We start from the raw sequence: 26,717 nt of genomic DNA, 5'->3' as shown, positions 1-26,717 counted from the left end.
CGCCGCCGGACTCGTCGCCGCCCCCCTCGGCACACCCTCCCAACCTCACCTTTTTTCTCCGCACACCCCACCACCCCCAAGCCCCTCCACGTAGCCTCGCAGGCATGGAGGAACCCGCATCCGGAGGACCGGTGGAACCCGGTGACGACGCGGCGCGCCGGCGGCTGGACGCGTACACGTACCTCAGTGCGCCGGAACGGCTGGAGCACATCGCGATCATGCGGGTCTTCTGCGGGACGCTGCTGGCGGACCTGGCCGTTCCGGATGTGCTGGCGAAGCTGCGCCAGGCCGGTGGGCCGGGGGCCGCGCTCGACGTCGACACCCTCACGGTGCGGCTCGAACAGTTGGAGCGGTGGGGCAACCTGCTGCGCGGCAGCCACACCGTGAAGGCGTCCAGCATCGCCGAGTACCAGCGGTCCCGGGCGCGCTACCAGCTGTCGCGGATAGGAGAGCGCGTTCAGCGGGATGCTGACGGGGTGCTGGCCGAGGCCGATGCCGCCCGTGAGGTGAGCAACGAGCTGCTGGCCCTGGTCGAGCGGGGACTCGGAGAACTGGTCGAGTTGGTGGGCGAGCCGGGGGGTGTGGAGCCGCAGGAGGGGTTGGAGCGGGTCAGCACGCTGTTCGTGCAGTTCGCCGAGTTCGCCGACTCCGTACGGGACTTCTACGCCTATCTCGGACAGGTGCTCGCCCGGTACGACCTGGACAGCGCCGAGTACCAGGGCTTCAAGGAACTGCTTCTGGACTACGTCGAGGCGATCACGGAGGACGTGGCCTTTCGCGCCCCTCGCATCTCGGCGGCGCTTGACACGCTGTGGCCACACCTTCCCGGCCTGCTGGAACGGCTCGACGCGCACGCCCAGGGGCTGGCCGGGCTTTCGGCGCAGGGGGAGGGGCGCTCGGACGCCCGGGTGCAGCGCAGCCGTGGGCGCGAGTTGGCCGACTGGGAGGGGTTGCGCGGCTGGTTCCGCGATACCGATGGGCAGGGCAGTCAGGTCGACCAACTGCGGGACGCCACCCTGCGGGCGCTCCAGTCGCTGTTGGCCAACGCCAAGCGGATGCTGCGCTCGGCCACCGGGGAGATGTCCCGGCGCCGGGACCTATTGCGGCTGGCCCGTTGGTTCGACGAGGCGGCGCCGCAGGACGCGCACGACATCGCCGTCGCCGCGTTCGGCCTGTACGGCGCCCGCCATCTGGGCGTCCCACCCGGCGGCGACGAGGTGGTCCCCGCGTACACGAGTTGGTGGACCGGCCCGGTGGTAGAGGTACCGGTGGCGCTGCGCGAGCGGGGCAGCCGCGCGCAGCGGGGTCGGACGGCGGCGGTGGAGGACCACTCCGCGCAGAAGCGCCGACTGCGGGAGGCCGCGCGCGAGAAGGCCGCTGCCAGGAGGGCCGCCGCGGACGAACTGCGCAGTGCGGCGGGTCGGTTCGATGACGTACGGCTCACGTCGGCGGCGTTGAGCCTGCTCCTGGAGTTGCTGGCCACGGCGCTCGGGAACGCGCGGCTCAGGCGGGCCGGCGCGGCGAGTGAAGCCAGCACGGCGAGCGAGGCCGGCGCGGCGGGGTTCGGTCTGGACGACGCGCGGAGCGAGGACGCGGACCTGGACATCGGGCTCACCGTGCACCGGGCGGCGGGGGCGCGAACGCTGCTCCGCTCGGCCGACGGTGATCTGCTCCTGGACGATCTGGAGCTGGGCATCGGGCGCGCCCGCGCACCGTCCGACGGCTGCGCCCCGGCCGGCGGTACGGAGGCGGAAGCTGAGGTGGGCGTGTCATGAGCCTCCCCTCCGCCCACGACGTGGCCCTGGCCACGGAACGCCGCACCGCCGCGCGGCTGCTGCTCGCCCATCCGCTGATCACCTCGGACGGTCCGCACGCCGACGTGTTCCCGCTGGTCCGCCGGCACGCCGACTGGCTGGGTGGGCGGTTCCAGCGGGTGCTGGGCTACCGGCTGCTGGTCGACAGTTCGTACGCCCGGCTGTTCAAGGCGGGGCTGGGGGCGCGGACGGGACATCGGCTGGTGCGCTCCACCGGCACGCCCTTCACGCCGCACACGTACGCCTGTCTCGCGCTGGCGCTGTCCGTGTTGGTGACCGCGCCCGAGCAGATGCTGTTGTCCCAGTTGGTCGCCGACATCCGGGCGGCGGCGGCCGATGCCGAGGTGGAACTGGAGGAGACGGGGCGGGCGGCCGGTAAGCGGACGTTGGTCGCGGCGCTGCGCCAGCTCGTCGAGTGGGGCGTGCTCGTCGAGACGCACGGCCAGGTGGCCGTTCTCGCCCAGGATTCCGGCGGGGAGGCTCTGATCACGGTGGACCGGGAGTTGGCACGCGTGGTCGTGGCCGGGCCGCTGGCCCAGTCCCGGGACGGTGCCGACCTGGTGCGGCGGGCCGCGGACCCGGGGTTCGACGGGCCCCGTACCTATGTGCGTCGGATGCTGGTGGAAACGCCCGTCGTCTACCTCGACGAGCTGACCGACGCCGAACGCGACTGGCTGCGCACGCGCCAGCGCCGCGAAGCCCAGTCCTTCCTCGACATCCTGGGTCTTGAGACGGAGATCCGGGCCGAGGGGGTGGCGCTGGTCGACCCCGATGAGGAGTTGACCGATCTCCACCTGCCCGGCACGGGGACCGTCGCCCAGGCCGCGCTGTTGCTGGTGGAGCGACTCGTGGCCCGGCTCCGCCCGGCCGAACCCGGCCATCCGGCGACCGGTGGCGTACTCGTCGTCGGTGTGGCCGTGCCGGATGGTCTGGTGGATGAGGTCCTCGCGGAGCTGGTCGCCGAGTACGGCGGTCGGAGCAACTGGCAGCGCGCGTACGTGGAGGACCCGACCGCCCTGCGGGAGGCCGTCCTCGACCTGCTGTTCCGGATGCGGCTGCTGGCCCCCGCCGGCTCCTTGCGGTCCGCGGGCGCCGGGTTGCCCGACGGCTACGCCGAGGAGGTGCCGGACGGGCGCCAGGTGACCGACGTGCGGGACGCCCGACCCGACGGCGAGGGCTGGGTACTGCTCGCCGCAGCGGCCCGTTACGCCACCCGCGTCACCGTACGCACGGCCGGCGCGCCCCGCCCGGACAGCGGCACACCGGCCGACGCGCGGCCCCCGGGGCAGCGCTCTGGACCCACCGACGTACAGCAGGAGTTGCCACTATGACCGCCGATGCGCGCAGCCTGGTTCCGCTGCCACGTTCCGGCCAGCCGAGCGCCGCTGGTTCGCGGTTCCGGTTGCACCGCGCGGGCATTCTGAACGTCTGGCAGTACGACGAGCAGGAGTTCACCTTCGGTGACGGACGACTGCTGTTGCGCGGCAAGAACGGTGCGGGCAAGTCGAAGGCGCTGGAGATGCTGCTCCCGTACCTGCTGGACGGCGACGCCCGGGCGTTGGACGCGACCGGCACCGGGCGCACGACGCTGCCCTGGCTGATGCTGGACGGCTTCGAGCAGACCAACCGTCTCGGCTACCTGTGGGTGGAGTTCCGGTCCACCCACGCGGACGACGAACACCATCACCTCACGCTCGGGGCCGCCGTCCGCGCCTCGAAGTCGACGCAGAAGGCCATACCGACCTTCTTCATCACCCCGCTACGGGTCGGCACGGACCTGCGCCTGGTCGAGGCGGGCAAACCACTGCCCGTGGACCGGCTCAGGGAGACCGTCGGCACCGACAACGCCACCGAGCGCCCGGTCGAGCACCGCGCCCGCGTGGCGCGGGACCTCTTCGGGATCACCGACCCGACGCGCTACCGCAACCTCACCCAGCTCCTCCACCGCCTGCGGCGCCCCACGGTCGGGGACCGCATCGAGCACGGGGGCCTGGCCACCCTGTTGAGCGAGACCCTGCCCGGCCTTGACGAGGAGGTGGTGGAGAAGGTCGCGCGCAACCTCCACGACCTGGACGCCGTACGGGACGAACTCGGCCGCCTGGAACGCACCGACGCGGCGCTGCGCACGTTCCTCGCCGACTACCGCCGCTACCTCGCCGGCGTCCTGCGCGCCTCGGCCCGCGACGTACGCGTCGAACTGGACGCCCTCTCCCAGCGGCGCCGCACGGCCGGGGACGCCGAGCAGCGCACGGGTGAGCTGAGGAGGCGGGAGGAGGAGGCGCAGGCCGCGCTGGAGACCCTGCGCGCGGAGGAGGAGGCCGCCCGGACCGAACTCGCCGCGCTGCACGCCAGCCACGCCTACCGCAACCTGCACGAACTGTCCGAGCGCCGTGCCACCGTGGCGGCCCTGCACACGACGGCCGTGACCGCCTTCACCGCCCTGCGCAGCGCCCACGAGGCGGAGGAGGATGCGGCCGGACGGCTGGCCGCGGGCATCGAGGACCTGGGAAGCCGGCTCACCGAGTTGGGGACCGAGCACCGGGAGCTACTGGCCCAGGCGGAGCGGGCGGGGCTGCCCAGCGGCCATCTCGGCGATGCCGTGGCACTGCCGCGTACGGTGCGCTCCCCCGCCACGCAGACGGAGCTGACCAGCCCGGACGGGGCACGGCACACCGTGCGGCACCGGCCGGTGGCCCGTGTGGACGCGGCCACCACGGAGGCCGGGCTGCGAGCCTGGCACACGCAACTGGGCGATGCCGAAGCCGTCGTACGCAACCGGACGCGGATGGTCGACGAGGTGACCAGGCTCGCGGCGCGGGCCGAGGAGGCGAAGGCCGGGGCCGCGCTGGCCGACGCGGAGCGGGAGCGCCTTGAGGGCGAGGCCGAGGAGGCCGCCGGCCGGCTCGAAGGCAGCCGCGCGAAGGTCGTCGAGGCCAGCCGCGAGTACGCCGCCCAGGTCGCCGCGTGGGCGGAACACACCCGGACCGCGACGGGCCCCGACTGCCCGCCCCTGGACGCCGTACTCGCCGAGGTGGCCAGCGAGACGTCACCCGACGCGCCGTTCGCGGAGCGCACGCTGCCGCCCGACGTCGACGCCCGCGCGCGCCGGTCGGCTCACGCCGCCCTGGAGCCGTACGCCGATGACCTCACCCGGCACCGCGACGAGCTGGCGCTGCGCGTCGGCCGGCTCGGCGAGGAGATCGACCACCTCGCGCGGCAGGAGCGGGACTGGCAGCGGCGCGGCGACCCCGCGCCGCCGGCCCCCCACCACCGCGCCGCCGAGCGCGATCCGGCCGCTGGCGCGCCCTTCTACCAACTGGTGGACTTCGCCGAGCACGTGCCCCTCGCCGACCGGGCCGGCCTGGAGGCCGCTCTCGAGGCGAGCGGCATCCTCGACGCCTGGGTCAGCGCGGACGGCACCCCGCTCGACCCCCACACCCGCGACACCGTACTGCGGCCCGGCGCCGTGCCGCCGGGCGTCCCCACCCTCGCCGCGGCCCTGTGCCCGGCCCCGCGGCCGGCGGGTGGGGTGGCCGCCGAGCACGTGGAACGCCTGCTCGCCGGCGTCGCGCTGGCGCCGGCCGCGGAGTCCGGGCCGGTCAGCGCGGTCCACTACGACGGGAGCTGGCGTCTTGGCGCTCTCCGCGGCCGGCACCACAAGGACGTCGCCGAGTACGTGGGCGCGGCCGTGCGCGCCGAGACCCGCCGCCGCGTGCTGGCCGAGCTGGCGGAGCAACTGAGCGACGGGCGCCGGCGGTTGTCCGAGGCCAGCGCCGACCTCGCCGCGGCCGACGCCCGGCGGCGGGCCCTCACGCTGGCGGAGCGGGACCTCCCCCGGGCCCGGCGGCTCGCCGACACCTGGAGCGCCACGGCATCGCACGAGGAGGCCCTGCGGGAGCTGACGCGCAGGACGGCGCGGGCGGCCCGGCTCGCCGAGGCGGCGCGCGCTCGCGCGGTGGCGGCGCGCACCGAGGCGGACGCCACCGCGACCGCCCACGACCTGCCCGCCGACGCCCCGTCCCTGGACCGGGTGCGCACCGCGCTGGCGGCCCTGCTCAGCGGCGTCGGGCACGTGCGCAGAACGGTCAGCGGCACGGTCGGCTGGCTCGCCGGCAGCCAGGCGGACGACGAGCGGTACCAGCGCGCCCACCAGGGGCGGCTGGCGGCGGCGGAAGGCTACCGGCTGCGCGGCGACCAACTGCGCACCGCGCAACGGGACCTGCGGACCCGCGAGGCGGCCGTCGGATCGTCCGAGGCGGAGATCCTCGCCAACGAGGCGCACGTCAAGGACCGCGTCGCGCACGCCACCGGCGCCATCCCGGCGGCCGAGCACACGCACGGCGAACTCCGCGATCAGCGCGTGCGCGCGGAGGAGGACGAGAAGCGGCTGCGCGGGAAGCTGGCGGAGCAGGAGGCGACGGTCATCGGCACCGGGCGCACCCTGCGCGCGGCGCTGGACCGTCCGGAGGTCGTCAGCGGTGCGGGCCTGGAGCGGTCCGCCTGGGCGGCGTACGCGCAGGACAGTCCCGGCGCGGACGTGCGCGACCGGCTGCGCGCGCTGCGCTCCCTGGCCGACACGGTGGAGCAGGCGCTCGGCCGCCCGCGGGGCGAGGTGTCGGACAGCACCCTGCTCAACCGGCACACGGAGCTGCGCGACCAACTGGCCGGCGGGTACGACGCGCAGTTGGAGGAGCGAGACGGCATCAAGGTGTGCCGACTGCTCGACGACCACGGTTCGCACGACGTCGCGGCCGTGGGCGAGCGGATCGCCGCCCAGACCGCGGAGGACCGCGGTCGGCTCACCGAGCGCGAACGCGAGGTGTTCCAACGGTTCCTGACCGGGGAACTCGGTGATCACCTCTCGGCGCAGGTGATCACCGCGGCCCAGTTGGTCGCGGCGCTCAACGACATCCTGAAGACCGTACGCACCTCGCACGGCCTCGGCGTCGAGCTGCTGTGGAAGCTCGACGTGGACGTGGACGCGGACGTACGGGCGGCCGTCGAGCTGCTGCGCAGCCCGTCGAGCCTGCGCACGCGCGAGCAGACCGAGCGGTTGCGCGAGGTGTTGCAGCGCCGCATCGAGGACGCCCGCCGAGCCGATCCATCGGCCGGCTACACCGTCCACCTGCGCACCGCCCTCGACTACCGCGCGTGGTTCCGCTTCCACAGCTACGTGGTGGAGGACGCGGCCCCGGGACGGAGGAGGAAGCTGACCGGTCGCACCGGGCTCAGCCAGGGCGAGCAGCGCGTCCTGTCCTACCTGGTGCTCTTCGCCGCCGCCGCCGCGCACTTCACCAGCCTCGCCGAGGCGGCCCCACGGGCGCCACGGCTGATCCTGCTGGACGACGCGTTCGCCAAGGTGGACGAGCCGACCCACGGGCGACTCGGCCGCATCCTGGTCGACCTCGATCTCGACTTCGTCCTCACGAGCGAGCGACTGATGGGCAACTGGGCCGAGGTTCCCTCGCTGCACATCTACGAGTGCCTCCGCGACCCTCACGTACGCGGGGTGGCCACGCTGCACTACACCTGGAACGGCCGGCAGCGGCGGCTGGCATCGGTGTGAGCGGGCTCCCGACCGCCACCCGCGACTGGCTGGCGGGGCCCGGCCTCGCCAGGCTGTGGGCCGCCGTGCGCAAGCGGCTCGAAGCCAACGGCGTGCGGGCGATCGGTTCGCTCCGGCTGACCGCGGTGAACTCCCAGGAGCGGACCGACCTGTCATTCCTGTTGGGCAGGACCCTCACGGGCACGACCGTGACCGTCCGCCTCGACGCGCTCGACGCACGCCTGCGCGCCTCCGCCGCCGGACTCGGGCTGCGCGACGTGGTGGAGGCGCTCGGCCCGCCGCTCACCGACCGCCGCGCGGCCCGCGCGGGGGCCGCGGCACAACGCGAGCACGTGTGGGCGTCGCTCACCGCGTCCCTGGACGCCTCGCCGCTCGCCGGGCAGGAGTGGGCCCGCCGGTGGTCCGACGGGGTGCGCCGGGCCGGCGTGCCACGGGGAGTGGCGCCCGACGCGGCGGTGCGGACGCTCCAGCAGGCGGTCCACGCCCTGACGGCGCTGCTCGACCCGGAACGCACGGACACGCGGGGCCGCGGGGAGCTTGCCGCGCTGGTAACCGGCTCGGCGCATGGCCTGGACGACGGCACATGGCTGGCCCGCCTCGTCCAACGCGGTATCGCCCTGGCGCACGACGCCGACGTCCCGGGCGATGCCGCCGGCCGGCGCGCGTTGTGGCGGCTGGTCTCCGTCTCCCCGGACGAGGTCTCCAGCACGGTGCTGACCTACGGCCTGCGCCCGGTCGGCGACGGCTGGCGCGAGCGGGCCCTGCGCGAGCGGGCCGACCAGTACGCCGAAACCCACCTGACCCCGCGCGACCTGCTCGACCTGCGGCTCCGACTGCCCGCCGGCACCGTCGTCCACGTCTGCGAGAACCCGCGCGTGGTGGAGGCCGCGGCCGACGCGGCCTGTACCAGGCCCCTGGTCTGCACCTCGGGCAGCGCCGCCACGGTCGTACGCACTCTCCTCGACGCCCTGGCGACGGCCGGCTGCCGCCTCGTCTACCACGGCGACTTCGACTGGCCGGGCATCACGCTGGCCAACCGGATCATCCGCCGCTACGAGGCCCTGCCGTGGCGCATGGCCGCCGCGGACTACGAGCGGCTGGTCACCCTCCGCCGGGCCGACGGCGTCCCGCACCTGCCGCTCGACGGCGCTCCGGTCGAGGCGGACTGGGACCCGGGCCTGGCCCCGGCCATGTCCGCCCTCGGCATCGCGCTCCACGAGGAGGCGACCCTCGACCTGCTGGTGGAGGACCTGGCGTAGCCCCCGCGATCCGGCACCGCACGCGGGCACCGCGCGGCGGCCTGGGGCGGGGCAGCGCCTGCCGGGCGTACGAACAGGCCGGCGGGGAGGCGCTTAGGGGCCGGGCCCACGCCCACGGGTTGCGGCTGGGGCTTGAGGGGCGCGCGACGCGCGGGCACGGCGTGTGCGGCGCGCCCGTGGCATGCGTCGGCGGCCCGTGCGCCGCCTCTGTCGGGTGGGGTGGGGCGGGGCGCCGTAGCCGTGTGGCGTCGAACATCGTTCTCCCCCAGATGGCGCACGTCGGCACGGCCGCACCGGGTGCCTGATCTGGCACAGTCCTACGCGTTGAGGATGTGGCCGCGCTTCGTCTCCCCGCTCCGGGCGGTGTGCGCGCCAACGCCGAGGGAGCGGTCCGTGAGGAGAACGATGGGTGTCGCCACGGCGCGGACCGCCGACATCGCCGTGACGGGGCTCGGGGTGCTCTCGCCCGTCGGGTTGACGCCCGAGGCGAACTGGGCCGGGTTGTGTCGGGGGCGTTCGGTCGCCGCGTACGACGCGGAACTCGCGGGGTTGCCGGTCGACTTCTCCTGTCGGGTGCCCGGGTTCGACGCCGCGGCGGAGTTGGGCGCGCGGTGGGCGCGGCGTACCGACCGGTTCAGCCAGTTCGCGGTGGCCGCGGCGCGGCGGGCGGTGGCCGACGCGGGGCTCGACCCCGGCGCGTGGGACGGCGAGCGGGTCGGCGTGGTGCTCGGTGTCGGGTCCAACAGCCTGCACACGTACACCGCCGAGTTCCGCGAGCTGAACGACGATCGGCCGGACCGTGTGTCGCCGCTGGCCCTGCCGCGCAGCGTGCCGAACATGGCCGCCGGGGAGGTGGCGATGGACCTGGGAGCGTGCGGGCCTGGCTTCACCACCGCCAGTGCCTGCGCGTCGGGCGCGACCGCCATCGGGGTGGCCCGGGACCTGTTGCGCGGGGGCGCGTGCGACGTCGTGCTCGCCGGCGGGAGCGAGTCGGCCTGCTGTCGGATGAGCGCCACGTGCTTCGCGCGGCTGCGGGCGCTGTCCCGCCGGACCGCCGAACCGGAGCTGGCCAGCCGTCCCTTCGACGCCGACCGCGACGGGTTCGTACTGGGTGAGGGCGCGGCGGTACTGGTCATGGAGCGGTACGCCGGCGCGCGGGCGCGCGGAGCCCGGGTGCGCGCGCTCCTGCGCGGTTACGGCGCTACCAGCGACGCCCACCACCCCATCGCGCCGCTCCCGGACGGCAGCGGCGCGGCACGTGCGATCCGGATCGCCCTGCGGGACGCGGAGTGCGCGCCGCACGAGATCGGGCACGTGAACGCGCACGGCACCTCGACACGCCTCAACGACGCCGCCGAGGCAGCCGCGTTGAGCCGGGTGTTCGGCCGGCACCCGCCGCCGGTGACGGCGCCCAAGAGCGTCGTCGGGCACGCCCTCGGCGCCGCCGGGGCGCTTGAGGCGGCGTACACGGTCCTCAGCCTTGAGCACCAGGTGATCCCGCCGATCGCCAACTTCGGCCACCAGGACGGGGACCACAAGCTGGACGTGGTCGCCGGCGCACCGCGCCGCGCCGCCATGTCCGCCGCGATCACCTGCTCGTTCGGCTTCGGCGGCCACAACGCGGTGCTGGTCTTCACGACCGAGTGACGGGCCGGGTGTGCCGGGCCTCGGCCTTGGGCCCCGGGCAGCACGGGGGCGCGGCGGCGCCGGCGCACGCGGGCGGATGGCGCACGGGGGCGGACGGCGCGGGGCGGCTACGGAGCGCCGCCCGCGGGCGGATCAGTGGTGCGCCGGGGGCTTGGAGGCGCGCAGCGAGTACATCAGGGGGACGCGTGGTTGGTCGGGGGGCAGCCGGTAGTACGGGGTGCCGGCCTCGGGCTGGAGCGAGCCGAAGCGTTGGAAGAGCGTCATGTCGTGCTCGTGCAGGAACTCGATGCGCAGCCCCGCGGCGGCCAGGGCACTGATCACCGAGCCCAGCGGATGCTGCCATTCCACTCGACGGTTGCAGCTGGTCGGGGCGGTGATGTCGGCGTACGTACCGGGGGTCTCGTCGATCCACGGCTCGCGGTTGAAGTAGTCGTACGCGATGCGGCTGGCGGTCGCCTCGTCGAGCGCGTCCACCAACGGGTGGAACTCGGAGAGGTAGAGGAAACCGCCCGGCGCGACGAGGGCCGCGACCGTCTCCGCCCAGCGCACGATGTCGGGCAGCCAGCACAGCGCGCCGATGCCGGTGTAGACGATGTCGTACGCGCTGTCCGGCACGGCCTCCACCGCGTCGTAGACGTCGGCCGCGACGAAACACGCGCGGTCGGGGCCGTAGCCCAGCTCGGCGGCGAGGTCGCGGGCGGCTTCCACGGCCGGCGCGGAGAAGTCGAGGCCGACGACGTGGGACGCGCCACGGCGGGCGAGGGAGAGGGTGTCGAGACCTATGTGGCACTGGAGGTGCAGGACGCTCTTGCCGGTGACGTCGCCGAGTTCGTCGGCCTGGAAGTCGCACAGCGGGTCCCTGCCCGCGCGGAAGGCGTCGAGGTCGTAGAAGTCGCTGGTCAGGTGGATGGGAACCCGCTCGTCCCACATGGCGCGGTTCGCTTCTCGCCAGTCATCGGGGGCAGGGAGATGTGCCATGCCCGGGAGGTTATCCACAGGCAGAAGGGCTCGCCAGCGAGTTGTGGGTCGGTCGGCGCAGAATGGGGTCATGACTGAGAGCAGCGAAGCGGTGCGGGGCGGGGCCGGCCAGGCGGACGGGAGCACGGGCGGGAGCGCGGAGCGCGGCGACCGGGAGGGTGCCGGTGGCCCGGCAGCGGGTGCGGCCGGCGCCGTGGGCGCGGAGTGGCCGGACTGGGAGAAGCGGTTTCGCGCGGCGCGCGTGGGGCTGCCGGACTGGGCGGAGGGCGCGCCCGAGCGGTCGCTGTTCGTCTCGAACGCCACGGGGACGTACGAGCTGTACGCCTGGGACCGCACCACGGGCGAGCAGCGCCAGGTGACCGACCGGCCGAACGGCACGACGGACGGCGTGCTGTCCCCCGACGGCCAGTCGATCTGGTGGTTCTCCGACACCGACGGGGACGAGTTCGGGATATGGCAGCGGCAGCCGTTCACGGGCGGGCCCGACGAGCCGGCCGTGCCGGGCCTCGCGGCCTCCTACCCCGCGGGGCTCGCGCTCGGCCTGGACGGCACGGCGGTCATCGGCCGTTCCACGGACGAGGACGGCTCGGTCATCCACGTCGTACGGGGTGCTCGCGCGGCGAGCGACACCGGTGCCAGCGCCGGCACCGGCACCGCCGCCCTGGCGGCCCGGTCCGGGGCGGCGGGCGCGACCGACGTCGAGCCGGGCGAGGGCCAGGCTCCGGTCCCCGTGGAGATCTACCGGCACCGCCAGTCGGCGGGCGTCGGCGACCTCTCGCACGACTCGACCCTGATCGCCATCGAGCACACCGAGCACGGCGACGCGATGCACTCGGCGATCCGGGTGGTGCGCCTGGACGGCACCACCGTCGCCGAGCTGGACGACACCAAGGGCGGCGCCGAGGAGCTGGGGCTCGCCGTGCTGGGCTTCGCGCCGGTGTCGGGCGACCCGCGGCTGCTCGTGGGCCACCAGCGGAGCGGCCGGTGGGAGCCGATGATCTGGAACCCGCTCACCGGCGAGGAGCGCGCGCTCACCATCGACCTGCCCGGTGACGTGGGCGCCGAGTGGTATCCGGACGGCACCGCCCTGCTCGTCGACCACAGCTACCAGGCGCGCAGCGAGCTGTGGCGGTACGACCTGGCGTCCGGCGAGCTGTCACGGGTGGAGACGCCCAAGGGCACCATCTCGGGCGCGACGGCCAGGCCCGACGGCTCAGTGGAGTTCCTGTGGTCGTCCGCCCAGCACCCCCCGCAGGTCCGCTCGACGACCGGCCGCGTCGTGCTGGAGCCCCCGCCGCTGCCGGGCGGGCTCAGCCGCGCCCCGGACTCGGTGCCAGTGGAGGACGCGTGGGTGGAGGGCCCGGCCGGCCCGGTGCACGCGCTGGTGCAACGCCCGGCGGGCGAGGGACCGTTCCCCACCGTCTTCGACATCCACGGCGGGCCGACCTGGCACGACAGCGACGCGTTCGCGGCCGGCCCGGCCGCCTGGGTGGACCACGGCTACGCGGTGGTGCGGGTGAACTACCGGGGCTCGACGGGTTACGGGCGGGCCTGGACCGACGCGCTCAAGCACCGCGTCGGGCTGATCGAGCTGGAGGACATCGACGCGGTGCGCGCGTGGGCCGTCTCCTCCGGGCTGGCCGACCCGGAGCGGCTGGTGCTCAGCGGCGGCTCGTGGGGCGGCTATCTGACGCTGCTCGGCCTCGGCACCCAGCCCGACGTGTGGGCCGTGGGCCTGGCCGCGGTGCCGGTGGCCGACTACGTCACGGCGTACCACGACGAGATGGAGGCGCTGAAGGCGATGGACCGCACGCTCCTCGGCGGGACCCCGGAGGAGGTGCCCGAGCGGTTCGCGGCCTCGTCCCCGCTCACCTACGTCGACCAGGTCCGGGCGCCGGTCTACATCTCGGCCGGCGTGAACGATCCGCGCTGCCCGATCCGCCAGGTCGAGAACTACGTCACCCGGCTCGAGCAGCGCGGCGCGGTGCACGAGGTGTACCGGTACGACGCCGGGCACGGCTCCCTCGTCGTGGAGGAACGGATCAAGCAGGTGCGGATGGAGATAGCGTTCGCGGAACGGCACCTGGGGCGCGGCGGCCAGTCGAACTCCACGGCTGACACCGTCAGCCCGGCCAGCACCTCGGACGGGTCCACGGGCGGGGCCGCGGGCAGCGCCGCCTCAGACCCGGCCACTGTCGCCGGCTCGTAGCGCCGGGCTGGCTCCTTACGGGACGGTTGGGCGCGGGACGGCGGGCCATACCGCCGGCCCGGCCTATCGCCTGATGGGCGAGCGGCGCGCGGACGGGGCGAGGGGCTGGCGGGGCGTAGAGGGGCTGGCGAGCGGTGTGCTGCGGGCCGGCGGTGCGCCGTGGGTCAGCGGTACCCGCGCGGAACCGGTGCGCCCGCCGGGGGCGGGCCACGGTGCGCGGCGCGAGGGCGGCCCCGCGTGTCGGGGCTGGGCGACCCGTCAGCCGCGGGTCGCCCCGGCCGCCTCGGGGGCGGGCGCCAACTCCGGCGCGCGGTTCTGGTCGGGTCGCCGCTCCGGGGCTGACGCCTCCGGGGCCGGGTCGGGCGAGGCGGCGTCGGGGGCGGGACCGGGGTCGTCGGGGCTGTCCGGCCCGTCGGAGGGGCCGGGACCGGAATCATCGGAAGGAGGGACGATACCCAAGGCCACGTCGCGGGCGTGTTCCACCTCGCGGCGGAAGAGCCGGAACCACATGAAGATGACGAAGCCAGCGAAGACGAACCACTCACCGGTGTAGCCCAGGTTCTGGAACGCCTTCAGGTCGAGCCCAGTGCCCTCGGCCGCGGCCGGCGGCACGGGCTCCAGCGGGGCGGCGGCCTTCGTGACGGTGACCCACGCGTTGTGCACGTCGTACGGCACGAGGTTGACCAGCGTCGCCGCGCTGATCATGCCGAGCTGCCCCCTCGGCAGGCCGCCGCGAGTCTGGACGCCGTTGCTGGTGCTGTGTTCCGACGCCTGGAGCGCGCCGACCACGGTGACCTCGCCGGCCGGTACGGCGGGAACCTTGGCCCGGTCCGCCGGGGAGTCCGCGTCGCCGGGCAGCCAGCCTCGTACGACGGGCAGGGCACGGTCGCCGTCGATGCGCAGCAGCGTGAGGACGTAGAAGCCCTCGCGGTCGTCCAGCGAACGGTCCGGGACGAGCAACTGCCGCGCGGCGTCGTACCGTCCGACCGCCCTGGCCTGCCGGCCCGAGGTCTCCGTGGTCACGGGCAGCAGTTCGGCGAGGGGGGCGACGGCAGCCGACTCCGCCTCGGCGGCGTGGTCCTGCTGCTCCTGGTGTGAGTCCACCCGCGACTCGAAGCGGCCGAGCTGCCAGCTACCCATGAACAGGCACAGCGGGATGCTCAGCGCGGCGAAGACGTTGATCCCCCACCACCGGGGCGTCAGCAGAAACCGATACACACCACCACGGTACGGGCTGGCACCGCGGAGGAAGCAGGAGGGGCCTCGGCCACCGGGGCTCGGAGGGGGCGGGAGGCGGGGTGGGGAGGGGGCGGGGGGTGGGGCGGGGGCGGGGGGGGGAGGGCCCCTCGGGGGAGAGAGAAACAGACGGGCCAGGAGTCGCCCTCCCCCGCCAGCCGACACAGACCCAGACCCAGACCCAGACCACAGCCGCCGACGCACAAGGCTCACCACGGCCCGCCAACAGGCCAGCGTCGCCGCTCGCCCTACGGGCTGGGCAGGGCTCCGGTGTGGTAGACGGTGCCGGCGCACGCCTCGGGGACGGTGGCGCTGGCCACCACCGGGTCACCCGCGTCCGGTGTGTGGCTGATGACCACGCTCGACGGGGTGGCGGGCTCCTCGCCGCCACCGCCGCCACCGGTGCCGCTGCCAGGGCCCGCGGTGTCGCCGGGTGCCTCGGAGGCCGGCGCGCCCTCCGCCGGGGTCTTCTGGGGCTCCCCGGTCGTCGGCGTGGGGCTCGGCGTACTGGTGTCGGCGCACCCCGAGGTGCCGCCGCCCGGGGTGGGAATCCAGGCGTACCGCACCTCGTACGCCTGGCCGGGCTGGAGGATGAGTTCCTCGGTGGCGGCCGAGGGCGGGGGCAACTGGGTGGCCGGGTCGCCCACCGTGTGGTCGACGACCTGGACGCTGGACGGGTCGGCCGCGCCCTGGGCCATCGCGCCGACGACGCCGCTGCCCTCGACGGTGCAGGGGTCGCCCGAGGTGTTGACGACGCGGAACGAGCCGTACACCTGACCCTCCGCGTCGGCCGCGCTCGCGCTGCTCCCGCCGTCGCCGAGTTGGTCCCTGGCGCAGGTCGGCGAGGTAGCGGCCAGGGTGCTCGACGGGTTGAGCGGGGGCGGGGCGACGGAGTGGGTGGGCCGTGGAGTGGGCTTGTCCTTCTTCTTTTCCTTCTTGTCTTCTTTCGCTTTTTCCTTGTCCTTCTCGGACGGCTGCTTCGACTGCTCGTCCTTCGGACCGCCCTCGCCGTGGTGACCACCGGTTACCGCTTCGGGGGTGCGCTCGCTGCTCGCGGCGTTGGCCGGGCGGCCGTGCGAGTCGTCGCCGATGGCGGTCACGTGCACGAAGGCGGGGATCGCCGCCCCGCCGAGCACGATGGCAGCGGCTGCGCCGACTAGTGCCTGGCGGCGGCGCGTACGACGGGCCGGTACGGCGCGGCGCAGGTGATCGAGCGCCTCCGGGGTCGGCTCCAGGTTCTCCACGGCGCCCTGGAGCATGCGGCGCAGGGCCTGTTCGTCCAACTCTCCGCCGAGCCCCGCCAACCCGCCGCCGAACTCTTCCCCAGCGGTCTCGGGCTCGGCCGACACATCGGCGGACCGGTCCGCGCTCGCCGCGCCACCGCCGCCGCCCGTGCCGCCCGCGCTCTCGGCCCGCTCGGCCTCGAACCGTTCAGATCGCTCGGCCTCGAAGCGTGCGTCGCCGGCCTGCTCCTCTACGGGTGCGGGCCGCCCCGCCACCGACTGCCCCTCCACCGGCAACTCGGCTGTAGGTCGCTGCTCGGGCTCGGGTCGACGCGCCCCTAGCCCAGCGGGCTCGGGCTCTTCCGACGCGGGCCGGTCGGCTCCGGTGGGGCCGGCCTCGGGCTGGTCGCTGGCCTGCGCGGCGTCGCGCGGGGTGTCGGCCGGGGTGGGTGGTTCGGGGGCGTCGTCGGCGGAGGCTCCTTCGGGCCCGCCGGCGGTGCGCTCCTCGGCATCGGGACCCGCGGCCGAACCCGCCGTACCGCCCGGTTCGTCGGAAGAGTTCTCAGCGGCGACGGGCGCCTCGTGGGTCTCGTAACGGCCATGACGATCCTGCCGGTCGGACCCACCCGGCCTCGCGTGCTCGTGGTTCATGCCGGGGCCTCCATGGCGACGCGAAGCGCCGCGATACCGCGCGATCCGTACGCCTTGACCGAACCCAGCGATATTCCGAGGGTTTCCGCGACCTGCGCTTCGGTCATGTCGGCGAAATAGCGCAACACCAGCACCTCGCGCTGCCGGCGCTGCAATCCACGCATCGCCTGGATCAGTTGGTCGCGCTCCAGCAGTTCGTACGCGCCCTCTTCGGCACTCGCCATGTCGGGCATGGGCTTCGAGAGCAGCTTCAGCCCGAGAATGCGGCGGCGCAATGCGGAGCGGGAAAGATTGACGACGGTCTGGCGCAAATAGGCGAGCGTCTTTTCCGGCTCGCGTACGCGATTGCGCGCGGAATGGACGCGTATGAACGCCTCTTGGACAACGTCCTCACACGACGCCGTATCGTCCAAAAGCAGCGCGGCGAGACCGAGCAGCGACCGGTAATGGGCGCGATAGGTCTCGGTGAGGTGATCGACTGTGGTGCCCGCTGCCATCGCCTCGTCAATGTCCCCGCGCTGTGAAGGTACTTGGACGGGACGAGCGGCTGGCCACGGCGCGATCACCGGCATACCGCCAGAGGTACGCGGGCGCGGCGGGCGCACTGCTGCGCTGCCGCCCCCCAGGGCTGTTGCGATGCCAAGTACCTCTGCCACGCCTGTTGGACACGCTTCCCCCCGTCAGGGTTGTACGCGCGAGGCGCCGTTCCGAGCAATGCCGCAGTTACCCCCATGCGCAACGACCCTCCCTCAATGCCCCATTTGTAACAGCGCCCGTGAGGGGCGGTGACGAAGACGCTCCCCCGCGATCCGCGGTTGCGGCGAGCGGAGAGCGAATACTCGAACAAAATGATGTCGCAGATCAAGCGAGGCGACCCCGTCATTCGGCCACGAAATCTTCACATGTTGTACCGCAGGCCAGCGGACGCCCCCGCACCGCCCCACCCCTTGAGGTCGCCCCTCCCATGGGTCGCCCTCACCCCCTGTACACACCCCTCACCCGGCAGCAACACCCACAGCACCGGCACCGCCCGCACCACACCCGCGCCTCCCCTCGCCCCCACACCGGCCGGGCCTCTACAGCCCCCCACATCCCACACACCCCACGCCTCCCACATCACCCACGCGGAGAACCGCTCACGCGCACCGCGCCGCCCGCCCCGAACCCACACGAACCTCGTTCACAGCTGCAACGCACCACGCGCCACCCGCCGCACCATCCGCCGCACGAACCCGGCCTCCCCTACCGCGCGGCCGAACACCCACACACCGCGACCGGCCTCGCCACCCCGAACCAGCCGTACGGCCCCTACCAGGGACGTACGCCGAACTCGCCGGCGCCAGGCGGGCCCACGGCGTACGCGCTCCGCGACGGACGCGCCGGCCGGGCGCGGCGGAGGGGCCACGGCGAGGGCGTGCTCGACAACGCGTAGCGGCGTATGGCACCGCAAAGACCACGGCCCCCGCTGCGCGTCCGCCTCGCGGTGTGGTGCGTCGCGAGGCGGAGGAGCTGGCGGGGGCTTGTGGCCGATGGCCCGTGGGCCACCGGCCGTCGGTCGGCGGCTGCCCGTCGGTGACTGTTCGTCAGGGGCAGAGCTGGTCAGCGGCGGCTCGGCTGGTGTCGGCTTCGGTCGGTTCCGGCTGTCGGTCAGTGCCGACTCGGCCAGTTCCGACCATTGGCCGGTTTCGGCTGCCACTCGGTGTCGGCAGAACCTCGACTCCGACCGTCCGCCACCTCAGACCGTCGGCCGACTTCGCCAGACGATCAGTTTCAGCAGACGATCAGCTTCAGCAGTCGATCAGTTCCAGCGAGAGATCAGCGTCAGCAGGAGATCAGTTTCGGCTGTCGGTCAGTTCCGCGGCCACGACCTCGGCGATCTGGGCCGTGTTCAGCGCCGCGCCCTTGCGCAGGTTGTCGCCGCAGACGAACAGTTCGAGCGCCTTCGGGTCGTCCATCGAGCGGCGCACGCGGCCCACCCAGGTGGGGTCGGTGCCCACGACGTCGGCGGGGGTCGGGAACTCGCCCTCGGCCGGGTTGTCGCACAGCACCACGCCCGGCGCGCTGGCCAGGATCTCGTGCGCGGCCGGCACCGTGACCTCGTTCTCGAACCGCGCGTGCACGGTCAGCGAGTGGGTCGTGATCACGGGCACCCGGACGCAGGTCGCGGTGACGCGCAGCTCGGGCAGTCCGAGGATCTTGCGGGACTCGTTGCGGACCTTCAGCTCCTCCGAGGTCCAGCCGTCTTCCTTGAGCGAGCCGGCGAAGGGCACCACGTTCAGCGCCATCGGCCCGGGGAAGGGGCCGGTGTCGCCGACCGCGCGGCGTACGTCGCCGGGCTGCGTGCCCAGTTCCGTACCGGCGACCTTGGCGAGCTGCGCGCGGAGGATGTCCACGCCCTCCTTGCCCGCGCCGGAAACGGCCTGGTACGAGGAGACGATCAGCTCGCTCAGCCCGAACTCGGCGTGCAGCGCCCCCATCGCGACGATCATCGACAGGGTGGTGCAGTTGGGGTTCGAGATGATGCCGCGCGGGCGTACGCGCGCGGCGTGCGCGTTGACCTCGGGGACGACGAGCGGAACGTCCGGGTCCATACGGAAGGCGCCGGAGTTGTCGACCGCCACCGCGCCCTTGGCCGCGGCGATCGGCGCCCACTGCGCGGAGACCTCGTCCGGTACGTCGAACATCGCGACGTCGACGCCCTCGAACGCCTCCTCGCTCAGCGCGACGACCTCGACCTCCTCGCCGCGCACGGTGAGCTTGCGGCCCGCCGAGCGCGGTGAGGCGATCAGTCGGATCTCGCCCCAGATGTCCGCCCGCTCCGAAAGGATGCCGAGCATGACCGTGCCGACGGCGCCGGTCGCGCCGACCACGGCCAGCGTCGGCTTGCCCGCACGGCCCGCGGCACCGCTGTCGCCACTCACGCTCGTCACGCCTCCCACACCACTCACCACGTTCACACCGCTCTCACCACGTCCGCCGCCGGCACCGGTCATCGCCCGGTGCCGCCGTACACGACGGCTTCGTCGCTCTCACTGTCGAGGCCGAACGCGCTGTGCACCGCGCGCACCGCGTCCTTGACCTCGTCCTGCCGGGTCACGACCGAGATGCGGATCTCGGAGGTGGAGATCAGCTCGATGTTCACGCCGGCGTTCGACAGCGCCTCGAAGAAGGTCGCCGTCACCCCGGGGTTGGTCCGCATGCCCGCGCCGACCAGCGAGATCTTGGCGATCTGGTCGTCGTAGCGCAGCGAGTCGAAGCCGATCTCGGGCTGCGCCTTGGTGAGCGCCTCCATGGCCTTGTGGCCGTCGGTCTTCGGCAGCGTGAAGGAGATGTCGGTCAGCCCGGTGGACGCGGCGGAGACGTTCTGCACCACCATGTCGATGTTGAGCTGGGCGTCCGAGATCGTACGGAAGATGGCAGCGGCCTCGCCGGGCTTGTCCGGCACGCCGACGACCGTGATCTTGGCCTCCGACGTGTCGTGGGCCACCCCGGAGATGATCGCCTGCTCCATGCCTTCTTCTCCTTCGGGCTTGTTCCGCACCCAGGTGCCCACGTGGCCGGAGAACGACGACCGAACGTGGATGGGGATGTTGTAGCGACGGGCGTACTCGACACAGCGCAGGTGCAGCACCTTGGAGCCGCTGGCCGCGAGTTCGAGCATGTCTTCGAACGCGATATCGACTATCTTGCGCGCCTTCTTCACCACGCGCGGGTCGGCGGTGAAGACGCCGTCCACGTCGGTGTAGATCTCGCACACCTCGGCGTCGAGCGCCGCCGCGAGCGCGACGGCGGTCGTGTCCGAGCCACCGCGGCCGAGCGTGGTGATGTCCTTCTTGACCTGGGAGACACCCTGGAATCCGGCCACGATCGCCACGGCGCCCTGATCGAGCGCGTCCCGGATGCGACCGGGCGTGACGTCGATGATGCGCGCTTTGTTGTGGACCGAGTCGGTAATGACACCTGCCTGGCTGCCCGTGAAGGACAGCGCTTCGTGGCCGAGGTTTTTGATCGCCATCGCCAGCAACGCCATGGAGATGCGCTCTCCAGCGGTCAGCAACATGTCGAACTCACGCCCGGCAGGAATCGGCGAAACCTGCTGAGCGAGGTCGATCAACTCGTCCGTAGTGTCGCCCATCGCGGAAACCACGACGACCACCTGGTGGCCGTTCTTCTTGGCTTCCACGATTCGCTTGGCGACGCGCTTGATGCCCTCGGCATCCGCAACGGAGGAGCCGCCGTACTTCTGCACGACAAGGCCCACGTGCGCTCCTCGCTTGTCTCTTCTGGGGTCATCCCCCAGACCCCCACCAGGGGGAACTGCGGTCGGCTCAGTCTAACGAGCAAGTCGGATAAGCCCTCCCAATATCACATAGCGAGACACATAACTCACTTCATGATCAGGCAGGACGCACCCACGCTCACCCGCTCAGCGAGCAACCCTGCCCGCTTCACGCGAGGGCACACAGGAACGTAATTCAGGTCACAATGCGGCGCCCACACCCAGGCGGCCGAAATACCACCCATCCGGGTGTCGCGCCGCCGGTCCCGCACCGAAATGCGGACGTACGGCAGGTGAACCAGCCACGCGGCACGACCACCACCGACCAGCCGGCGCCCGGGGGCCGAGGGCGCGCCCGAGGCCGGCGTTGCGCGCGGGGGCCGACCCTGCGACCGGGGCCGATGGCGGCCGGGCCGGCTGACGGGCGATGGCCCGCCGGCCGACGATCCGGCCCCGGCCAGCGGGCCTGCCACAGGCGCCCCCGCGGACGTGCCTACGGGGACGCCTACGAACGTCCCCCTACGGGTGCGCCCACGAACGTACTTACGGGCACGCCCACCCGCGCGCCCACGAACGTACTCACAGACGTACTTACGGGTGCGCCTACCCGTGCGCGGAGGACGGCAGGCCGAGCGGGGCGGCGATCTCCGCGGCCATCACCCGTCCCGCTTCCTCGGCCAGCTCGTCGTCGCCGTCGGCGTTGCTGTCCGTGTCCAGGCCGTCGAGTTCGTCGAGCGGGCTGTCCAGGCGGACGTGCGCGACGAGCGACTGAAGGGCACGCAACGCGGCGGACGCGGTGGTGCCCCAGTTCGACAGATAGGAGAACTGCCACCACCACAGCGCCTCGCTGACGCGGCCGTCGCGGTAGTGCGCCATGCCGTGCCGCAGGTCGGTGATGATGTCGGCGAGGTCGTCGGAGATGCGACAGGCGACCGGCTGCGAGCGCGGCACGTACGGGTCGAAGACCTCGGAGTACACGTCGATCGGGTCGAGCAGCGTGGCGAACCGTTCGCGCAGGTCGTCCACGTCCGGCTCGGGGCCGACGTCGGGCTCGTAGCGCTCGTCCGGTACGAAGTCCTCGTGGGCGCCGAGCCGCCCGCCCGCGAGGAGCAACTGCGAGATCTCCAGGAGCAGGAAGGGAACCGCGCTGTCCGGTTCGTCCCCCTTGGCGACCTCCGTGACCGCGACGATGAAGCTCTCGATCTGGTCGGAGATCTGTACCGCGAAGTCGGCCGGGTCGTGGTGGCTGTCGTGCAGCGTTGCGTCAGACATCGAGAAGTCTTCTCCCTTCGAAGGCACGTCCCAGCGTGACCTCGTCGGCGTACTCCAGGTCTCCCCCGACGGGCAGGCCGCTCGCCAGCCGCGTGACCCTCAGGCCCATGGGTTTCACCATGCGCGCGAGGTACGTGGCGGTGGCCTCCCCTTCGAGGTTGGGATCGGTGGCCAGAATCAGCTCGGTGACGGCGCCGTCCGCGAGCCTGGTCAGCAGTTCCCGTATCCGTAGGTCGTCCGGGCCGACGCCCTCGATGGGGCTGATCGCCCCGCCGAGCACGTGGTACCGGCCGCGGAACTCACGCGTCCGCTCGATCGCGACGACGTCCTTCGGCTCTTCCACGACGCAGATGACCGCGACATCGCGGCGCGGATCGAGACAGACACGGCACTGCTCGGCCTCGGCGACGTTGCCGCACACCGCGCAGAACCGCACCTTCGCCTTGACCTCGGTCAGGGCGTGCGCCAGGCGACGTACGTCGGTCGGCTCAGCCTGCAGGATGTGGAAAGCGATCCGCTGCGCGCTCTTGGGACCGACGCCGGGAAGCCTGCCCAACTCGTCGATGAGGTCCTGGACCACGCCTTCGTACACGGAACGCCTCCTCCTTCTGTGTGTATCTCTGTCAGTGGCTGATGTGGCTGGTGTGTCGGCGGCCTGTACGCGTCCTGTACGGAGCACGGCCGGCCGGGGCCGTTACCGGACCGGAGCGGTCCGGACGCGGTGCGGGAGCGGTTCGGGAGCGGGGCCGGGGCCGGCCTCGCTCGACGGAAGACGTACCGCACGACGCGTCGAACGACGTGTCGGACGTCCTGTCGCGAGATGTATCGAGTTGAAGAGGAGCCGTGGGTCGGGGCCGTCGGGGCGGGGGGCCGCACGGGCCGCTCCGCTCCCTCGGGGCCGGGGCGCGGGGAGCGCCGATCCGGCCGCCGCCCAGGGCCCGCGGCCGGGGCCGCGACGGGCCCGCGTCGAGCGCCCTGGCCGGATCGCCGGGGTTCGGCTGGCGGATCGAGGAGTACGGGCGCGGGGAACGCGTTAGAAGGGGAGCCCGGGCATCCCGCCGAGCCCTTGAGCGAGCGGCCCGAGCTTCTGCTGCTGGAGCTCCTGCGCGGACTGGTTGGCGTCCCGGACCGCGGCGACGACGAGGTCCGCGAGGGTCTCCGTGTCTTCAGGGTCCACCGCCTTCGGGTCAATGACCAGGCCCTGGAGCTCGCCGCCCCCGGTCACCGTGGCCTTGACGAGACCACCGCCCGCCGAACCCTCGACCGGCGTCCGCGCCAGCTCCTCCTGAGCCGCCGCGAGGTCCTGCTGCATCTTCTGCGCCTGCTGCAGCAACTGCTGCATGTTGGGCTGGCCGCCACCGGGAATCACGGGCTCGCTCCTGGCTGTAGACGAACATGTTCAGTAGCCCGAGCCTACGTGTTCGGCGGTTCCCACGCCCTACGCCGTACGAAGGAGGCCAGAGGCAGCAGTACGACCACGGGTGTGGGCCGCTCCGCGCGGCGGGAACGGGGGTACGGGGCCGGGGCACGCGGCCCCCGCGCGAGGCCGCGGGACCCGGGCTGGACCCGGGGTGAGTCGGGGCAGCGCCTGCGGGCGAGCCCGGGGAGCGCCCGCGTGGGGCTGGGCAGCGGCGACTCGCCGCCCCCACCCACGCGCTGCTCACTCACTTCTCCGCGCTCCGCGCTACTCGTTGGCGATCTCTTCGATGACGGTCGCGCCGAGCTCGCGCACGATGAGGTCGTAACCACTGAGCGCGTTCTCGACCAGGTCCGGATCGTCCTCGGCCGGCATGTCGTACTCCGGCGCCACGGGTGTGGGCGGGCCCTCTCCGTACGCGCTGCCGCCGCCTGGGCCGCCCAGCGCCGCGCCGCCCGCACCGGGGCCGCCCGTCGCGCCCGTCGCACCGGACGCGGCGGCCTGTCGGGCGCGCTGGGCTCCCTCACCGCCGGGTCTCGGGCCGCCCGCACCCCCCGGGCCGCCGCCCAGCCCGGGCCCGCCGGAGCCGCCCGCGCCCGCCGGGCCGGCCGCGCCCTGGCCGCCGTCGCCGGGGGCTGCCGGCGGCTGAGGAGCCTGCCGGGGCGGGGCGGCCGGCGCGCCCGAGCCGAACCCGCCGCCGCCCGCACCCGGGCCCGCGCCCGGGGCGAAGCCGCCACCACCACCGCCGCCGAAGCCACCACTCGCGCCGAACCCGCCGGGGCCGGCGCCGGGCCCGGAGGCCGGGGCCTGTCCCGCGCCGCCCGAGGGGTCGACGACGGCCTCGATCCGCCACTGCACGCCGAACCGGCTGTTCAGCGCCTGGCGCAGCACGTCCTCGCTGCCGCCGGCGACGAAGCTGTCGCGAGCCCCCGCGTTGGAGAAGCCCACCTGGAGCGTGGTGCCGTCGAAGCCCGTGACCTGCGCGTTCTGGCTCAGCAAGATCCAGGTGAAGCGGCGCTGGTTCTTCACCGCCTCCAGGATGTCGGGCCACATCGCGCGCACCTGCGCGGCGCCCTGACCCGCGTCTCCCCCCTGGGGCGCGGCGCCGGGCGCGGCACCACCCGCAGGGCCCGCACCGTTCGCCGGGCCGGCCGGGCCGGCCGGCGCGCCGCCGCCCGCCTGCGCCCCGTACGTACCCCCGCCCGCGCTGCCCGCACCGTACGCGCCACCGCCCGCGCCGGACTGCGCGCCGGTCGTCCCACCGGTCCCGGGCCAGGCGCCGGCCGGGCGGCCCGCGCCAGCGCCGGCGGCCGGGGCTCCCGCGCCGCCGCCCGCACCCGCACGCGTGGGCCAGGCCCCCGGGCGCTGGCCGCCGGCCGGCTGCCCACCGGGCTGGCCCGCGCCGTCGGCCGGGCCCGGGCCGCCGGGGGCGGCCTGGCTCTGGTCGGCGGCGGGCGGCTGGCCGGCCCCGGCCGCCGCGGGCCAGCTACCGGGCGCGCCACCCGCACCGCCCCCGGCGGGACCGGGCTGCCCGGCGGCGGGAGCGGGCCCTGGCACCGGGGCCGGGGGCACGGGAGCTGGGGGCACGGGAGCTGGGGGCACGGGAGCTGGGGCCGGGGGCGCCATCGGCTGCGTCGGAGCGGGAACGCCGTGGCCCTCGGGCCCGGGCACGTACCCCATCGGCGGCGCACCGGCGGGCGCGCCGACGATGCCGTTGGTCATCGCGCTCCGCTCCAGCTTGTCCAGCCGGGCCTGCACCGAGCGCTCGTCGTCGAAGGCGGCGGGCAGCAGCACCCGCGCGCAGATGAGCTCCAACTGCAACCGGGGCGAGGTCGCCCCACGCATCTCCGTGAGCCCCTCGTTGACCAGGTCGGCGGCGCGGCTCAGCTCGGCCGCGCCGAACACCGACGCCTGCGCCTGCATCCGCTCGATCACGTCCGCGGGGGCGTCGATGAGTCCCTTGGTCGCCGCGTCGGGCACCGCCGCGAGAATCACCAGGTCACGCAGCCGCTCCAGCAGGTCGGCGACGAACCGCCGCGGGTCGTTGCCGCCCTCGATGACGCGGTCCACCACCTCGAACGCCGCGGCCCCGTCGTCCGCCGCGAACGCGTCCACGACCGCGTCCAGCAGCGTCCCGTCCGTGTACCCGAGCAGGGAGGTCGCCATGGCGTACGTCACGCCGTCCTCGGCCGCCCCGGCGAGGAGCTGGTCCATGACGGACATCGAGTCACGCACCGACCCGGCCCCGGCCCGCACGACCAGGGGCAGCACACCGTCCTCGATCGGAATGTCCTCGCGCCCACAGACCTCGGCCAGGTACTCGCGCAGCGTCCCGGGGGGCACGAGTCGGAAGGGGTAGTGGTGCGTACGCGACCGGATCGTCCCGATGACCTTCTCGGGCTCGGTCGTCGCGAAGATGAACTTGAGGTGCTCCGGCGGCTCCTCGACCACCTTCAGCAGGGCGTTGAAGCCCGCCGAGGTGACCATGTGCGCCTCGTCGATGATGTAGATCTTGTACCGGCTGGAGGCCGGCCCGAAGAACGCCTTCTCCCGCAGGTCACGCGCGTCGTCCACGCCACCGTGCGAAGCGGCGTCGATCTCGATGACGTCGATCGAACCGGGCCCGTTACGCGCCAGGTCCCGACAGGACTGGCACGTACCGCAGGGCGTCGGCGTCGGGCCCTGCTCGCAGTTCAGACAGCGGGCGAGGATGCGCGCGCTCGTCGTCTTGCCACAGCCGCGCGGCCCACTGAACAGATACGCGTGGTTGACCCGGTTGTTCCGCAGCGCCTGCTGCAACGGGCTGGTGACATGCTCCTGCCCGATGACCTCGGCGAAGGTCTCGGGGCGGTAGCGACGGTAAAGCGCGAGGGACGACACGCATACGACGATATCGGCCCGCACTGACAACCGACCCGCGTCCGCAGCCCGCAGACCGCCACCCGGCGTCGTCGGCGCCCCGGGCCGGCCGAAATCCCGACTGAGGCACTGATCACACCCTCACGCGCCCCCCGTGCCCCGCGCCCGCCCCCACCAACGCAAGCGCCCCCCACGCACCCGCCAGAGCCCACTTACCCTTGCTGCCTTCCGGCCCTGGGGGAGTTAGGTGAGATAGCGCCACGTGAGGGGCTGAGCCCCACCTTAGCGGATACCGCCCCCTCCCCGG

Annotated in this window: 16 protein-coding genes and 1 other RNA gene; 6 read left to right on the top strand and 11 right to left on the bottom strand. The window is 73.7% G+C overall.

The genetic code is table 11. From position 1 onward, the window contains the following. The first annotated feature begins 104 nt into the window (after positions 1 to 104). From AC3CHW_RS18015 to AC3CHW_RS17995, 5 genes are all read left to right on the top strand, one after another. A complete protein-coding gene (locus AC3CHW_RS18015; protein WP_488467126.1) occupies positions 105 to 1,775 on the top strand; it encodes a TIGR02677 family protein in 1,671 nt (556 codons plus the stop codon). Further along, the gene (locus AC3CHW_RS18010; RefSeq protein ID WP_488467125.1) at positions 1,772 to 3,145 is read left to right on the top strand and encodes a TIGR02678 family protein; all 1,374 of its coding nucleotides are present in this window, start codon (positions 1,772 to 1,774) and stop codon (positions 3,143 to 3,145) included. The genes AC3CHW_RS18015 and AC3CHW_RS18010 overlap by 4 nt, the downstream gene beginning before the upstream one ends. Then, positions 3,142 to 7,380, top strand: a complete 4,239-nt coding sequence (locus AC3CHW_RS18005; protein WP_488467124.1) for a TIGR02680 family protein — start codon at positions 3,142 to 3,144, stop codon at positions 7,378 to 7,380. The genes AC3CHW_RS18010 and AC3CHW_RS18005 overlap by 4 nt, the downstream gene beginning before the upstream one ends. Further along, entirely contained in the window at positions 7,377 to 8,639 is a 1,263-nt protein-coding gene (locus tag AC3CHW_RS18000; protein WP_488467123.1) for a TIGR02679 family protein, read from the top strand. The genes AC3CHW_RS18005 and AC3CHW_RS18000 overlap by 4 nt, the downstream gene beginning before the upstream one ends. Positions 8,640 to 9,044: 405 nt before the next feature. Then, positions 9,045 to 10,286, top strand: coding sequence for a beta-ketoacyl-[acyl-carrier-protein] synthase family protein (locus AC3CHW_RS17995; protein ID WP_488471097.1), 1,242 nt, complete (start codon positions 9,045 to 9,047; stop codon positions 10,284 to 10,286). 132 nt (positions 10,287 to 10,418) lie between these two features. On the opposite strand, the gene AC3CHW_RS17990 is transcribed toward AC3CHW_RS17995, so the two are convergent. Beyond that, a complete protein-coding gene (locus AC3CHW_RS17990; RefSeq protein WP_488467122.1) occupies positions 10,419 to 11,264 on the bottom strand; it encodes a class I SAM-dependent methyltransferase in 846 nt (281 codons plus the stop codon). 70 nt (positions 11,265 to 11,334) lie between these two features. Here AC3CHW_RS17990 and AC3CHW_RS17985 point away from each other — a divergent pair, with 70 nt between their 5' ends. Beyond that, entirely contained in the window at positions 11,335 to 13,473 is a 2,139-nt protein-coding gene (locus AC3CHW_RS17985; RefSeq protein WP_488467121.1) for a S9 family peptidase, read from the top strand. Positions 13,474 to 13,731: 258 nt separating this feature from the next. Here AC3CHW_RS17985 and AC3CHW_RS17980 read toward each other — a convergent pair whose 3' ends face one another. From AC3CHW_RS17980 to ffs, 10 genes are all read right to left on the bottom strand, one after another. Next, positions 13,732 to 14,691, bottom strand: coding sequence for an SURF1 family protein (locus AC3CHW_RS17980; protein WP_488467120.1), 960 nt, complete (start codon positions 14,689 to 14,691; stop codon positions 13,732 to 13,734). Between the two features lie 266 nt (positions 14,692 to 14,957). Further along, positions 14,958 to 16,583, bottom strand: a complete 1,626-nt coding sequence (locus AC3CHW_RS17975; RefSeq protein ID WP_488467119.1) for a hypothetical protein — start codon at positions 16,581 to 16,583, stop codon at positions 14,958 to 14,960. Next, the gene (locus tag AC3CHW_RS17970) at positions 16,580 to 17,155 is read right to left on the bottom strand and encodes a SigE family RNA polymerase sigma factor (protein ID WP_222624680.1); all 576 of its coding nucleotides are present in this window, start codon (positions 17,153 to 17,155) and stop codon (positions 16,580 to 16,582) included. The genes AC3CHW_RS17975 and AC3CHW_RS17970 overlap by 4 nt, the downstream gene beginning before the upstream one ends. 1,260 nt (positions 17,156 to 18,415) lie before the next feature. Beyond that, entirely contained in the window at positions 18,416 to 19,504 is a 1,089-nt protein-coding gene (locus tag AC3CHW_RS17965) for an aspartate-semialdehyde dehydrogenase (protein ID WP_488471096.1), read from the bottom strand. A gap of 68 nt (positions 19,505 to 19,572) precedes the next feature. Continuing rightward, entirely contained in the window at positions 19,573 to 20,844 is a 1,272-nt protein-coding gene (locus AC3CHW_RS17960) for an aspartate kinase (RefSeq protein WP_176162662.1), read from the bottom strand. Between the two features lie 621 nt (positions 20,845 to 21,465). Beyond that, positions 21,466 to 22,134: a DUF5063 domain-containing protein gene (locus AC3CHW_RS17955; RefSeq protein ID WP_176162663.1), complete on the bottom strand. Its 669-nt coding sequence runs from the start codon at positions 22,132 to 22,134 to the stop codon at positions 21,466 to 21,468. Then, positions 22,127 to 22,726 carry a recombination mediator RecR gene (gene recR, locus AC3CHW_RS17950; protein WP_176162664.1) on the bottom strand — a complete coding sequence of 200 codons (600 nt, stop codon included), beginning with the start codon at positions 22,724 to 22,726 and terminating at the stop codon, positions 22,127 to 22,129. The genes AC3CHW_RS17955 and recR overlap by 8 nt, the downstream gene beginning before the upstream one ends. A 441-nt stretch (positions 22,727 to 23,167) precedes the next feature. Next, positions 23,168 to 23,503 carry a YbaB/EbfC family nucleoid-associated protein gene (locus AC3CHW_RS17945; protein ID WP_176162665.1) on the bottom strand — a complete coding sequence of 112 codons (336 nt, stop codon included), beginning with the start codon at positions 23,501 to 23,503 and terminating at the stop codon, positions 23,168 to 23,170. Between the two features lie 315 nt (positions 23,504 to 23,818). Continuing rightward, a complete protein-coding gene (locus AC3CHW_RS17940; protein ID WP_488467118.1) occupies positions 23,819 to 26,431 on the bottom strand; it encodes a DNA polymerase III subunit gamma and tau in 2,613 nt (870 codons plus the stop codon). Between the two features lie 155 nt (positions 26,432 to 26,586). After that, an RNA gene (gene ffs / locus AC3CHW_RS17935) (signal recognition particle sRNA small type) lies at positions 26,587 to 26,685 on the bottom strand. Between the last annotated feature and the right edge of the window lie 32 nt (positions 26,686 to 26,717).

Source organism: Streptomyces sp. MGP-BFMKR1, from assembly GCF_057766585.1.
The sequence above is the reverse complement of the archived record's forward strand: the minus strand, read 5'-3'. Positions and strand labels throughout refer to the sequence as shown.

Bases quoted from the DNA above. Each gene is read 5' to 3' on its own strand.
- AC3CHW_RS17990 (WP_488467122.1), bottom strand. From the start codon at position 11,264: ATGGCACATCTCCCTGCCCCCGATGACTGGCGAGAAGCGAACCGCGCC.
- AC3CHW_RS17985 (WP_488467121.1), top strand. From the start codon at position 11,335: ATGACTGAGAGCAGCGAAGCGGTGCGGGGCGGGGCCGGCCAGGCGGAC.
- AC3CHW_RS18015 (WP_488467126.1), top strand. From the start codon at position 105: ATGGAGGAACCCGCATCCGGAGGACCGGTGGAACCCGGTGACGACGCG.
- AC3CHW_RS17975 (WP_488467119.1), bottom strand. From the start codon at position 16,583: ATGAACCACGAGCACGCGAGGCCGGGTGGGTCCGACCGGCAGGATCGT.
- AC3CHW_RS18010 (WP_488467125.1), top strand. From the start codon at position 1,772: ATGAGCCTCCCCTCCGCCCACGACGTGGCCCTGGCCACGGAACGCCGC.
- AC3CHW_RS17995 (WP_488471097.1), top strand. From the start codon at position 9,045: ATGGGTGTCGCCACGGCGCGGACCGCCGACATCGCCGTGACGGGGCTC.
- AC3CHW_RS17970 (WP_222624680.1), bottom strand. From the start codon at position 17,155: ATGCCGGTGATCGCGCCGTGGCCAGCCGCTCGTCCCGTCCAAGTACCT.
- AC3CHW_RS17955 (WP_176162663.1), bottom strand. From the start codon at position 22,134: ATGTCTGACGCAACGCTGCACGACAGCCACCACGACCCGGCCGACTTC.
- AC3CHW_RS18005 (WP_488467124.1), top strand. From the start codon at position 3,142: ATGACCGCCGATGCGCGCAGCCTGGTTCCGCTGCCACGTTCCGGCCAG.